We start from the raw sequence: 12,119 nt of genomic DNA on the forward strand, positions 1-12,119 counted from the left end.
GGCCTCGGCGCGCTCCCGCTCCCGCCGCTCGCGTTCCTCCCGCTCCTGTCGTTCCCGCTCGGCGCGCTCGGCGGCGTCGGTGTCCTTGCCGGTCCCGGTGTCCTCGCCGGTTCCGGTGTCCTCGCCGGTCCCGGCGTCCTCCGGTTCCGCGTGCTCGCGGGCCGGCCGTCGCGCCGGGCGGCTGAGGGGCCGGCCGCGCCGGGCGCCGTCCGCCTCCCGCTCGCGCGGCTTCCGGGTGCCGGTGCCCACGGTCGTCTCGCCGCCGAACCCGAACCCCGACCAGCTCACCGTGCGGGTCAGCCGCCCCGCCCGCACCTCGTCGGCGACGTCCTCGTCGGCGAGGGCGGCCTCGAGGATGCCGCGCAGGTCCTTCTCGACGGATTCCGTGACCCGGTGGCCGTCCTCGGCGGCCAGCCGGCGCGCCTCCCGGGCCATCGCCCCGACCAGCTTGGAGCGCTGCGCGGAGAGGTGGCGCAGCTGGGCGCCGTCGAGTGTGCGCTGGGCGGAGGAGAGCTCCTCGGCCAGGTCGAGCAGCGCGTCGAGCTGGTCGCCGCGCTCCCGGGCGAGCAGGTTGGCGAGCCAGGCCGCCTGCGTGGGCCGCCGGAACCGCCCGATCGCCTTGGCCGCCTCCTTGTCACCGGCCTCCTTGGCCTCGGCGACCAGTTCGTCGCGCACGGGGACGAAGTCGTCCGGCGGCACGCCGTAGAGCTCGTCGGCCGCGGCCTCGACGCGCTCCTCGCTGTCCGGGGGAGCATCGCTGGACCCGCTGCCGGGGGCCGCCGCGGGCGGTCCGGCGGAGCCTTCGTCGGCGTCCGGAGCAGAGCGGTTCATGCTCACTCGATTCAGTGTGGCATCGGTCACAGATCAATCCGCCACTCACGGATTGTGACAGGTCGGCGGTGGGCACCCGACACCCATGAGCAGCACCGCAGTCATCGTAGTGATCGTCGTGGTGGTGATCGCGCTGCTGGCGCTCGCCGCGTTCGCGTGGTCGATGAACGGGCGACGCAGGAGCCGGCGCCTCAAGGAGCGGTTCGGTCCGGAGTACGACCGCCACCTGGCGGAGACCAACGACCCGGCCGAGACCGAGCGGGTCCTGGCGGAGCGCGAGAAGCGCCACCGCGGGCTGAGCCTGCGCACCCTCGACGACCGGGAGCGGGAGACCTTCGAGCGTCGCTGGACGGCGGTCCAGGCGGAGTTCGTCGACGACCCGGACCAGGCCGTCGACCGTGCCGACACGCTGGTGGACGAGCTGATGTCCGCCCGCGGCTACCCCGTGGACGACTTCGAGCAGCGGGCGGCGGACGTCTCCGTCGACCACCCCGTGGTAGTGCAGCGCTACCGCGAGGCGCGCCGGATAGCCCAGGCCAACCGCGAGCACCGCGCCGACACCGAGGAGCTGCGGGGCGCCGTGACGTCCTACCGCGAGCTGGTCCAGGCCCTGCTGGGCGGCGACCGGCACCACGACGGGCAGGGCGACGGTCGGCACGACGGCCGACCCGGCGGCAACCCCGCCGGTGGCCGGGACACCCGCCGGAAGGAGACGAGCGCATGAGCGAGCACGCGGGCCACGAGCGACGCGCCGGACACGGCACCGACGAGACGCGAGGTGAGCGACTGATGGACAAGCTCGACCCCCGGACCGACGACGGCACCGCCCGCCCCGACGGCACCGGCCACACCGGACACGACGACCGCAGCCTCCTCGACAAGGTGCTGGGCCGGGAGCCCGGTCAGCACGGTCACGACGGCCGGGGCGCCGCCCAGGAGGACCGTGGCGGCGTGGGCACCCGTGAGCGCGGCCACGACACCGGCGAGGGCACACCGACGCCCCGCGGGCACGACGAGCACCTGCCGCAGGACCGCGGCCGCGGTGACCTGGGCCCGGGCGGCGGCCCCGATGGCCCCGACGGCCCCCACGGCCTCGGCGCCCACGACGGCGGCGGCACCGGCCACCGGGACGTCCGCAGCGACGAGGGTGCACGCACCGTCGACCTGCGCAGCGGAGCCCCCGCCACCACGACCGACACCCCGCGCGACACCGGCCGGGACACCCGCGGGGACCACGACACGGGCGTGCAGGGCTCCGGCGTCCCGGACGAGCGGATGCCCGGCGACGAGGGCGGCGGCGGCCTGCGCGACGGTGCCGGACGGGACCCCGGCCACGACACCGGTCGTTCCCGGGCCGAGGCGATGGGTGCGCCGACCCAGGAGACCGACTCCTCGGGGAACGCGACCCTCATCCCGCAGGACCGCTCCGCGGACTACCTGCGCCGCTGGGAGTCACTGAAGGCGAGCTTCGTCGACGAGCCCCGTGGCGCCGTCCGCGACGCCAACGGCCTGGTCGGTGAGGTGCTCGACGAGCTGGAGGCGCTCTTCGAGCGGCAGCGCAGCGAGCTGGAGCGCGACCTGAACAACGAGTCCGCCTCGACCGAGGACCTCCGGCTGGCCCTGGGCCGCTACCGGAGCTTCTTCGACCGCCTGCTCACCATCTGACGCTCGCCCCACCACGACGGAGGGGCCGCGGGACGATCCGCGGCCCCTCCGTCGTGTCCCGGCTCAGAGCGTCAGCGCGAACGCGGCGTCCGGCTCCACGACCTGGAACGTGAAGCTCTCCTCGAGGTAGAGGCTCACCGTGTCGGCGTCGTGGTGGGAGTAGCCGATGGCGAGGTCCTGCCCGACGTCGAGCGCGAAGTCCCCGCCCCGCTCGCTCACCAGGACCGCCCCGTCGACCCCGGCGGCCCAGATCACCGAGCCGCCGAGGATTCGCTTGAGGTGGTCGAAGAGCAGGTAGCCGCCGTGCTCCGTGGTCTCGACGATCCTGGTGTAGAGGTCCGGCCCGACCGCCAGCGAGTACGGCCCGCCGATGCCGTTGCGGCGCAGGGTGTCCACCCCGCGCGCCACCACGCCCGGCCACGTGAGGCAGTCCGCACCCAGGGCGAGCGACTCGTACGGCGAGACCTCGGCGATGCCCTCGACGAGCGCGGCCGGCCAGCCGTGGAACACGGCGCGGTTCTCGATCTCCGCCGCGACGCGGGCGGCCCGGTCGAGGTCCTCGAACTCGGGGTCGGGGGCGCCGCGCTGGATGTCGTCGATCTCCGCGCGGGCCACCGTGAAGGGCACCCGGACCTCGGCGAGCGGCAGGACCCGCCGGACGCGGGCGCTCACCCCGGCGCTGCCCTCGACGCCCGGCGGCGGGCCGGCGAGCCCGGTCGTGCGGCCGAGGCTGCGGGCGGAGTGCTGCCAGCCGCCGCTGCCGACGAAGTCCACCACCTTGCGCGCGGCTAGCAGCGGGGTGAGCCGCTCGCGGGCCTCGTCGTCGATCGCCTTCCAGGCCTCGGTGGGGATGGGCGCGTTCGCCCTGAGGAGGTGGTCGGAGGGTGCGCTCACGGTTGCTCCTTGCTGGTGGGGAGGGCGTGGTGGGGAGTGCGTGGGGTCGAGGGTCAGCGCCCGCGGAGGCCGCCGATGCCGAGCGAGACGTCGCCGGAGAAGTCCGACGGCGGGTGGATCTCCCGCTCGATGGTCTCCACGTACTCCTCGGGGTCCTTGTCGGTGATCTCGATGCCGCGCCCGCCCGGGTGCCGCTCCTTGAACTCGGTGAACTGGCGGCCGAGGGCGTCGCGCAGGCCGGACGGGGCGTTGAGCCGGAAGTCGGGGAGACCCTCGTTCTCCTCCTCGCCCATGTGCTCGTCGTTGGCCGCCCGGGCGCTGTCGACGCCGGCCCACCAGCCCGCGCTGCCGACCGGGTTGCGGTCCGCCTCGCGCACGCCGTCGCGGATCTCGTTGTGGTCGCCGATGGCGTCGAGCGTCTCCTCCTGCGGGTCGTTCTCGCCCTTCCGCAGCAGCTGCGGGTAGAAGATCCGCTCCTCGGCCTCGGCGTGGACGTCGAGCAGGTCCGCCAGCGGGCGCCACACCGCCCGCAGCGCCGTCGGCTCGGCACCCTGGGCGCGCAGGTCGTCGAGCTCCGCGAAGCGGCGGCGGAACCACTCGTGGTCGTCGAGGATGAGCTGGGTGATGTCGGGCACGGCCGGACCGTACTGCTGCACGGCCCCGCCGCGCCCGTCCTGATGCCGGGTCAGCCGGTGTTCTCGTGCGTCGCGGTCAGCGTCGCGCGCGCGATCGCATGGCTGAACAGGTTGAACCCGAGGAAGGCCGGGGTGGCGCCGTCGGGCAGGCCCAGGCTCTCCACGTCGACGGCGTGCACCACGAAGATGTAGCGGTGCGGGCCGTGCCCGGGCGGCGGGGCGGCGCCGACGAAGCGCTTCATCCCCGCGTCGTTGGCCAGCACCACGGCGCCCTCGGGCAGTGAGGACGCGTTCTCGTCGCCCGCGCCCGCGGGCAGCTCGGTGACCGAGGCCGGGATGTCGGCGACGGCCCAGTGCCAGAAGCCCGATGCCGTGGGCGCGTCCGGGTCGTAGCAGGTCACGGCGAACGACTTCGTCCCCTCGGGGAAGCCGCTCCACGACAGGTGCGGCGAGCGGTCCTCGCCGCCCGCGCCCATGAGGCCCGACAGGTGCGGCGTGTCGAGGGTGCCGCCGTGGGTGACGTCGTCGCTGGTCACCGTGAACGTGGGGAGCTCGGGGAGCTCGCTGTAGGGGTCGTGGCTCATGGCCACCGATCATGGCACCGATCGGGCTGGGAAGCTTCCCCGGTGGAGAACCTGCTGCTCATCGTGGGCCTGATGCTCGGCGCGGTGCTGCTGGTGGGGGTCGGGGACCGGCTGCGCCTCCCGTGGCCGGCGCTGATGGTGGTGCTCGGCGCCCTCGTCGCGCTGACGCCCGGCCTGCCGGACACCTTCGAGCTGGACCCGGACCTGATCCTGCCGCTGTTCCTGCCGCCGCTGCTGTTCGCCACGGCGCAGCGCACCTCGTGGTCGCTGTTCCGCGCCCGGTGGCGGTCCATCGCCCTGCTGGCGATCGCGCTCGTCGTGGTGACGACCGTGGTGGTGAGCGGGCTGGCGGTGCTGCTCGTCCCCGGGATCACGCTCACCGCGGCGGTGGCCCTCGGCGCGATGGTCGCCCCGCCCGATCCGGTCGCGGTGGAGGCCGTCGCCGGTCCGGTGCGGATCCCGCGGCGGCTGCTCGCCGTGCTGCAGAGCGAGGGCCTGTTCAACGACGCCACCGCGCTCGTCGTGTTCCAGGCGGCGGTGCTGGCCACCGTGCAGGGCGACGAGCTCTCGCTCGGCGGCCTCGCGCTGTCGTTCCTGCTCGGCGCGGGTGCGGCCGTGCTCATCGGGCTGGCGGTGGCCTGGCTGGCGCGGATGGTGCTGGCCCGGGTCACCGACACGATCGGCCGCAGCGCCCTGACCCTGATCCTGCCGTTCGCCGTCTACCTCGCCGCGGAGGAGGTGCACGCGTCGGGCGTGGTGGCGGTCGTGGTCGTCGCGCTGCAGCTGCGCCGCCTCGGCGACGCCGACGAGGCTGCCGAGCGGCTGGTCCAGCGCTCGTTCTGGGACGTCGTCGAGCTACTGGTCACCGGCGTGGCGTTCGGCCTGATCGGGCTGGACCTGCGGGGCGTGGTGGAGGACGTGGGCGCGGACCTGCCGCGGATGCTGGGCCACGCCGCGCTGGTCTGCCTCGCCGTCGTCGGGGTGCGGGCGGTGTGGATGACGGTCGCCTGGCTGACCGTGCGCCACTCCGCCGACGCCTCCGCCGCACCCCGCACCGGCCGGGAGGCCGTGGTGCTGACGTGGTGCGGCATGCGGGGGCTCGCGACCCTTGCCCTGGCGCTGTCGCTGCCCAGGACCGTCGCGTCGGGCGCACCGTTCCCGGCGCGGGCCGAGATCACCCTCGTCGCGGTGGCGGTGCTGCTGGTGACGCTGCTGCTGCCCGGGTTCACCCTGCCCACGCTGGTCAAGTCCCTGGGGGTGGCCGAGCGGGCCGACGCGGAGGAGCGGGCCGAGAAGATCGTGACCCGCCGGGCGCAGCGGGCCGCGCTGAACCGCATGGCGGCGCGGATCGGGGAGGTCGACCGGTCCGACACGCTCCCGGAGGAGGTCGAGGCGGCCATCCGGCAGCGGATGAGCCGGCTCGACGCGGTCCTCTCCGGTGAGTCGCTGTCCGAGGACGAGCGCCAGCGGCTCCGCGCGATCCGGGACCGCCGGGACGTTCTGCAGGCCATCGAGGCCGATGCGCTCGCCGCGGCCCGCGCCGAGGTGCTGGCGGCGCGCCGCGAGCCGGGGGTCGACCCGGAGGCCGTCGACCGCGTGCTGCGCCGGCTCGACCTCCGGACCGTCCTCCTCGACTGATCTCGCTCAGCGCCGACGTTCGCTCCGCAAGCTCCGCTCAGCGCCGAGGTTCGCTCCGCAAGCTCCGCTCAGCGCCGAGGTTCGCTCCGCAAGCTCCGCTCAGCGCCGAGGTTCGCTCCGCAAGCTCCGCTCAGCGCCGAGGTTCGCTCCGCAAGCTCCGCTCAGCGCCGACGTCCGCTCTGCAAGCAGAAGACCACCTCAGCGGGGTCCGTAGACCACCACGGTGTTGCCCCACGGGTCGCGGGCCACGGCCCGGACCTCGTGCGGGCCCTGCTCGGGCTCCCGGACCACGGACCCGCCGCCCTGCACGAGGGCGGCGAGCGCCGCGGCGACGTCCGGGACCTTGAACGACGCGGCCGGCACCCCGCCGGTGACGTCCTCGGCCGGGCCGGCCAGCGCCAGGGTCGTGCCGCCGGCGTCGAGGGCGGCGTAGCGGTCACCGTCGACGAACTTCGTGGCCAGGCCGAACGTATCGGCGTAGAAACGTACGGCGGCGTCGACGTCGGCCACGGGGTGCAGGACGTTGCCGATCTTCACGGGGGTCTTCGCGGGGTCGCTCACGGGAGGACCGTAACCCGTCAGGTGATCGTGATGCCGCCGTCGACGGCGATCGTCTGGCCGGTGACGTACCCGCCGGCCGCGCCCGCCAGGAAGACGAGCGCGGCGGCCAGCTCCTCCGGGTCGCCCTTCCGCCCCAGCGGGACGCGGGCCATCATCGAGTCCAGGTAACCGGGCTTGTACTGGTCGGTCATCTCGGACTCGAAGAAGCCCGGCGCCAGCGCGTTGACCCGGATGCCCTTGCGGCCGCCCCACTGCTGGGCGAGGTCGCGGGTGAGCCCGATCAGGCCCGCCTTGCTGGCCGCGTAGGCCGCCTGCGGCAGGCTCGCGGTGGTGATCCCCAGGATGCTGGAGATGTTCACGATGCTGCTGCCCGGCTGCATGACCCGCCCGCAGGCCTGCGCCATCCAGTAGCAGCCGTTCAGGTTCACGTCGATGACCTGCGTGAACTCCTCGACGCTCTCCCGGGTCGCGGGCACGGCGGTGCCGATCCCGGCGTTGTTCACCAGGACGTCGACCCGGCCGAACTCCGCCATCGCGGTGTCGACGAGGTTCTGGCAGTCCGGCTGCCGGGCGACGTCCGTCGGCACCGCCAGCGCCCGGCGGTCGAGGTCCTCGACCATCTTCCGGGTGCCGTCGAGGCGGTCGGCGCGGCGCGCGCCCAGCACGACGTCGGCACCCGCCTCCGCCAGCGCCTTCGCGAACGCGACGCCGAGCCCCGACGACGCGCCCGTCACGATGGCCACCTTGCCCTCGAGCGAGAACCGCTGCAGTACCGTCATGGGCGGGACCTTAATGCAGTCGCACCAACTCGCGGGACGGATCCGGACGTGGCGCGGGCGACAGCGGGTTGCGTCCTGCCGGGTCCCCGGTGCGAGGATCGGAGCGAAACGATCGGTCGTTCACGACCGGTGGGTCGCAGCGAAGAGCGAAGTCGAAGGAGACGAAGACATGGCGGAGTCCCAGCAGCGCGTCGCGATCGTCACGGGAGCGGCGCGGGGGATCGGTGCGGCCACCGCACAGCGCCTGGCCCAGGACGGGTTCAAGGTCGCGGTGATCGACCTCGAGGAGTCGGCCGCGAAGGCCACCGTCGACGCCATCGTCTCCGCCGGCGGCACGGCCATCGCCGTGGGCGCCGACGTGTCCGACGCCGCGGCCGTCGAGGCCGCCGTGGAGCGGGTCGCCGAGGAGCTCGGCGCGCCGACCGTGCTGATCAACAACGCCGGCATCACCCGGGACAACCTGCTGTTCAAGATGAGCGAGCAGGACTGGGACTCGGTGATGGGCGTGCACCTCAAGGGCTCGTTCCTCATGGCCAAGGCCGTGCAGAAGCACATGGTCGACGCCGGCTGGGGCCGCATCGTCAACCTGTCGTCGACCTCGGCGCTGGGCAACCGCGGCCAGGCGAACTACTCCACCGCGAAGGCCGGCCTGCAGGGCTTCACCAAGACCCTCGCGATCGAGCTGGGCAAGTTCGGCGTCACGGTCAACTGCATCGCCCCCGGGTTCATCGCCAGCGAGATGACCAAGGCGACCGCCGAGCGGCTCGGCGTGGACTGGGAGGAGTTCAAGGCGGCCCGCGCCAAGGAGATCCCGGTGCAGCGCCCCGGCGCGGTCGAGGACATCGCGCAGACCGTGTCGTTCTTCGTCGACGAGCGCTCGAGCTTCGTGTCGGGCCAGGTCATCTACGTCGCCGGCGGCCCGAAGGCCTGACGCGTCGACCGACCTGACGGTGGCGCCGGTCTTGCTGACGGCGCCACTCGGCCCGGACCGCCTCGTCGGGACGGGGCCGGTCGAGGTCGACGACACCGGGCTGCTCCGCGCGCCCGTGCCCCCGCCCCGCAGATGGTCGGTCGGCCCGGCAGGCCGGCCGTCCGCGGGGCCGCCGGGCGTGCTGCTCGACGCCGTGGCCGTCGACCGGCCGGGGCAGCGGCGATCCGGTGGTGCTGTCGGTGCCGGGGGCGGCGGCGCCCGCCAACGAGCTGGACACGATCCACGGCGGGATCATGCCGACCGCCTCGGAGGTGGCCGTGGTGACCGCGGTGGTTGCGGCGGCCGCGCTGCCGGCGCTCAGGTCGCGGCGGTGCGGATCCCGATCGCGTAGGGGGCCAGCGGCTGCTGCCCGGCGACCGGCACCGCCGTGTCGGAGACGTTCACGACCACCGCGGAGCCGTCGGGCGCCCGGAAGGCGATCAGCGGGGCGTCCTGCGCGCTCCCGAGCTCCGCGGTCCCCTGCGCGAGCCGCGGGACCAGCCACTCCCACGCCTGCGTGAGCGGCGTGGGCCGGCCGCCGGCGGCCTCGGTGGCGTCCGTCCAGAGCGCCGAGTAGGGCAGCGAGCTGCCCTGCGGTCCCCACAGCAGCGCGACCGACACCCCGGACCGGGCGAACGCGGCCACCGAGGCGAGCGCCGAGGCGGCACTGGCCTGGCTGTCGGCGGCGCCGGTCTGGTCCTCGGGGACCTCCGCGTAGAACTCCGTCCACCACACCGGGAGCGCGGTCGTGCTGCGCAGGAACCGGGTGACGTCGGAGAACTTCACGGCCGCGTCGTCGAGCCGGCCGTCGATCGTGCCGCCGCGCTGCGCCGTCCCGCCGTCGACGGCCAGGAAGTCGGCGCCCACCTTGTTCGCGTCCCAGTACGCCAGCGCGTCGAGGATCCGCTGGTCGATCGCGCCCCAGCTGCCCTTGAGCGCGTCCGACGCGTTCGGGTCGTCCGTGGGCAAGCTGATCATGACCGGGTAGGGGCCCCCGACCTGGACGTCCGGCCGGACGGCCTTCACCGCGGTGTACACGGCGTTGTAGAGCGCGGTGTAGCCCTCGTAGTCCCAGCGGTTCTTCGTCATGTCGAAGAAGCCCTTGAGCTCGTTCCACACCACGACCCGCTCGATCTGCGGGTAGCGCTGCACGGTCTGCGCGACGAGGGCGGCGTAGGCCGGGAAGTCCTGCGGCAGCGGCGCCACCTCGAGCCGGTCCCAGTCGGTCTGCCCGGCCACGCCGCCCTTCATCCAGTCCGGCGCGCAGCAGGCCGTGAGAACGGTGCGGGCCCCGGTGCGCTTCACCAGGTCCATGCGCTGGTCGAGGGTCGACCAGTCGTACTGCCCGGGCGCGGGCTCGGGGCTGAGGGTTCCGAAACCCATGAGGTGCACGTTCTGCCAGACCGCCGCGTCCTTCAGGATCGCCTCGCCGCGGGCGTTGGCCTCGGCCGGGTCGTGGTCGTCGAGGCTGTCCTGGGTGTGCGTCACGCCGAGGCCGAGCGGGGCACCCTGGGGCGTCCAGTCCCAGCCCTCCCCGAGGTCGAGCCCGGCGGCGGACCGGTCGGTGTCCGGACCGGTCGCGGGCGTGGTGGCGGACGAGCAGCCGGCCAGCACGAGCAGGCCGGCCGCCAGGGCGGCGAGGGCGGGGAGGGTTCGGCGGAGACGCACGGCCCGGAGAGTGTCAGCGCCCGGCTGTGGCGGGGCTGAGAGGGCTCTGACCCGACGGCAGCCTCGACGGCTCCCCCGACGGCTCCCCGGACCGCCGGCCCGACCGCCGCCCCGACAGCCAGCCGTCGGACCCGTGCAGCTCGGCGAGGGTGCCGTGCTCGGCCACCCGCCCGTCCCGGACGACGTAGACGTGGTCCATCCGCTCCAGCCCGGCCAGGTCGTGGGTGATCAGCAGGGTGGCGCGGCCCGCGGCGGCGTCGAGCAGGTCGTCGAGGACGGCGTCGCGGGTGTCCGGGTCGAGGTGGGCGGTCGGCTCGTCGAGGACGAGGACCGCGGGGTCGGCGAGCAGCGCGCGGGCCAGGGCGAGCCGTTGGCGCATGCCGCCCGAGAGCCGGCTGCCGCGGGTCCCCACGGGATCGTCGAGGTCCAGGTCGAGGCGCACCCGGGCGAGGACGGCCCGCAGTGCGGCGTCGGTCGCCTCGGGCCGGGCCAGCCGCAGGTTCTCCCGGACCGTGCTGTCGAAGACGTGCGGGTCCTGCGGCACCCCGCTCACCGCGGCACGCACGGCGTCGGGGGAGCGGTGGAGCAGGTCGACGTCGCCCAGCCGGACGGCGCCGCCCTCGGCGTCCTGGAACCGGAACAGGACCGCGGCCAGGGTGCTCTTGCCCGCCCCGCTCGGCCCGACGACGGCGACGTGCGCCCCGGCCGGGACGTCGAGGTCCAGGCCGTCGAGCACCAGGGGGCCGTCGTAGCGGGCGGTGAGGTCCCGGATGCGCAGGTCGGCGGGCGCGGAGGGGACCTGCTCGTCCGAGGCGGGCCGGACCTGCGGCGGGGTGTCGAGCACGGCGAAGAGCCGCTCGCCGCTCGCCCGCACCGCGCCGAGCCGGGCGGCCGCCCCGGGCAGCGGCGCCACGATCTCGAACGCCGCCAGCGCGGTGAGCACCAGCACGGCCAGCGGGATCGGCTCGAGCCGGCCGGCGGACACCGCCGCGACGCCGAGCAGCAGAGAGCCCCACAGCGTGAGGCCGGCCAGCAGGGCGGCGGCCCCGGCACCGAGGCCGAGCAGGCGAGCGTCGCGCCGGGCGGTCCGGGTCAGGTCGGCGTCGGCCGCCTCGACCCGCGCGACGGCGCGGTCCATCGCCCCGTAGGCGACGAGGTCGGGGGCGCCCTGCAGCGCGTCCACCAGCGCGGTCGAGAGCTCGGCGCGGGCCGCGGCGGCCCGGCGTCCTGGGGCCCGACCGGCGCGGGCGGCGAGCAACGGCACGGCGACGCCGGCGAGCACCAGACCGGCCGCCAGCAACAGCCCGCCCTCGGTGAGCAGCGCGGTCGACAGCGCGACCGCCCCACCCCCGACGAGCAGCGCCGCCAGCGGCGGGGTCAGCCCGCGGACCAGCAGGTCCTGGGTGGCGTCGGTGTCGCTGACCAGCCGCGAGACGAGGTCGCCCGAGCGGAACCGGCGGATCGGCTCGGTCGCCGCGAGCCGGGCGTAGACGCGGTCGCGGGCGTCGGCGAGGGTGCGCAGGGCCGCGTCGTGCGTGACCAGGCGTTCGAGGTAGCGGGCCACCCCGCGGGTGACGCCGAGCGCACGGGTGAGCACCACCGCCACGCCCAGCGCCGTGACCCCCGGATGGGTCGCCGCGGTGGCGATCAGCCACGCGGCGAGCGCGAGCAGCCCGACCCCGGCGGCGGTCGCCGCGGCCCCGAGCAGCACACCCAGGGCGAACCGGCCGCCGCGGGGCCGCGCGAGCCCCAGCATCCGGACCAGGCCGTGCGTGCGAACCGTCCCGCTCATCGCTCCCGACCCCCTGCCACCAGGGCCGGCCCGTCCAGCCGCGCGAGCTGCGCGTCGCCCGGCAGCTCGTCGGCCCACGCCGGGTCGTGCGTCACGATCACC

General features: G+C 75.0%; 12 protein-coding genes. 4 read left to right on the top strand and 8 right to left on the bottom strand.

Annotated elements, in window-relative coordinates:
* On the bottom strand, positions 1–837 hold an 837-nt coding region (locus LWC35_RS37910), incomplete at its 3' end, for a hypothetical protein (protein ID WP_232875372.1).
* 79 nt (positions 838–916) lie between these two features.
* Here LWC35_RS37910 and LWC35_RS37915 point away from each other — a divergent pair.
* On the top strand, positions 917–1,555 hold the full coding sequence (locus LWC35_RS37915; protein WP_232875374.1) for a hypothetical protein: 639 nt from the start codon (positions 917–919) through the stop codon (positions 1,553–1,555).
* Entirely contained in the window at positions 1,552–2,496 is a 945-nt protein-coding gene (locus LWC35_RS37920) for a hypothetical protein (RefSeq protein ID WP_232875375.1), read from the top strand. Before LWC35_RS37915 ends, LWC35_RS37920 begins: the two co-directional genes overlap by 4 nt.
* Positions 2,497–2,559: 63 nt before the next feature.
* Here LWC35_RS37920 and LWC35_RS37925 read toward each other — a convergent pair whose 3' ends face one another.
* The 3 genes from LWC35_RS37925 to LWC35_RS37935 are packed head-to-tail and all read right to left on the bottom strand — an operon-like array spanning position 2,560 to position 4,609.
* Positions 2,560–3,390, bottom strand: a complete 831-nt coding sequence (locus LWC35_RS37925) for a family 1 encapsulin nanocompartment shell protein (protein WP_232875376.1) — start codon at positions 3,388–3,390, stop codon at positions 2,560–2,562.
* 53 nt (positions 3,391–3,443) lie between these two features.
* On the bottom strand, positions 3,444–4,025 hold the full coding sequence (locus tag LWC35_RS37930; protein WP_232875378.1) for a hemerythrin domain-containing protein: 582 nt from the start codon (positions 4,023–4,025) through the stop codon (positions 3,444–3,446).
* A 50-nt stretch (positions 4,026–4,075) separates the two neighbouring features.
* Complete coding sequence (locus LWC35_RS37935) at positions 4,076–4,609, bottom strand: YbhB/YbcL family Raf kinase inhibitor-like protein (protein WP_232875379.1); 534 nt, start codon at positions 4,607–4,609, stop codon at positions 4,076–4,078.
* Positions 4,610–4,651: 42 nt separating this feature from the next.
* Between LWC35_RS37935 and LWC35_RS37940 the strand changes: the two genes are divergently transcribed.
* Positions 4,652–6,247 carry a Na+/H+ antiporter gene (locus tag LWC35_RS37940; protein ID WP_232875380.1) on the top strand — a complete coding sequence of 532 codons (1,596 nt, stop codon included), beginning with the start codon at positions 4,652–4,654 and terminating at the stop codon, positions 6,245–6,247.
* A gap of 198 nt (positions 6,248–6,445) precedes the next feature.
* On the opposite strand, the gene LWC35_RS37945 is transcribed toward LWC35_RS37940, so the two are convergent.
* Together LWC35_RS37945 and LWC35_RS37950 are read right to left on the bottom strand one after the other, a co-directional pair.
* Positions 6,446–6,808, bottom strand: coding sequence for a VOC family protein (locus tag LWC35_RS37945; RefSeq protein ID WP_232875381.1), 363 nt, complete (start codon positions 6,806–6,808; stop codon positions 6,446–6,448).
* A gap of 17 nt (positions 6,809–6,825) precedes the next feature.
* Positions 6,826–7,587 carry an SDR family NAD(P)-dependent oxidoreductase gene (locus tag LWC35_RS37950; protein ID WP_232875383.1) on the bottom strand — a complete coding sequence of 254 codons (762 nt, stop codon included), beginning with the start codon at positions 7,585–7,587 and terminating at the stop codon, positions 6,826–6,828.
* A gap of 169 nt (positions 7,588–7,756) precedes the next feature.
* Here LWC35_RS37950 and fabG point away from each other — a divergent pair, with 169 nt between their 5' ends.
* On the top strand, positions 7,757–8,518 hold the full coding sequence (gene fabG / locus LWC35_RS37955; RefSeq protein WP_232875385.1) for a 3-oxoacyl-ACP reductase FabG: 762 nt from the start codon (positions 7,757–7,759) through the stop codon (positions 8,516–8,518).
* Positions 8,519–8,875: 357 nt separating this feature from the next.
* Here the strand turns inward: fabG and LWC35_RS37960 are convergent, their stop codons facing one another.
* Both LWC35_RS37960 and cydC read right to left on the bottom strand, forming a co-directional pair.
* Positions 8,876–10,225, bottom strand: a complete 1,350-nt coding sequence (locus LWC35_RS37960) for a glycoside hydrolase family protein (protein WP_232875386.1) — start codon at positions 10,223–10,225, stop codon at positions 8,876–8,878.
* A 13-nt stretch (positions 10,226–10,238) separates the two neighbouring features.
* On the bottom strand, positions 10,239–12,017 hold the full coding sequence (gene cydC, locus LWC35_RS37965) for a thiol reductant ABC exporter subunit CydC (protein WP_232875388.1): 1,779 nt from the start codon (positions 12,015–12,017) through the stop codon (positions 10,239–10,241).
* Positions 12,018–12,119: the final 102 nt, after the last annotated feature.

This window comes from Pseudonocardia kujensis (genome assembly GCF_021283305.1).
Taxonomy (GTDB): domain Bacteria; phylum Actinomycetota; class Actinomycetes; order Mycobacteriales; family Pseudonocardiaceae; genus Pseudonocardia; species Pseudonocardia kujensis.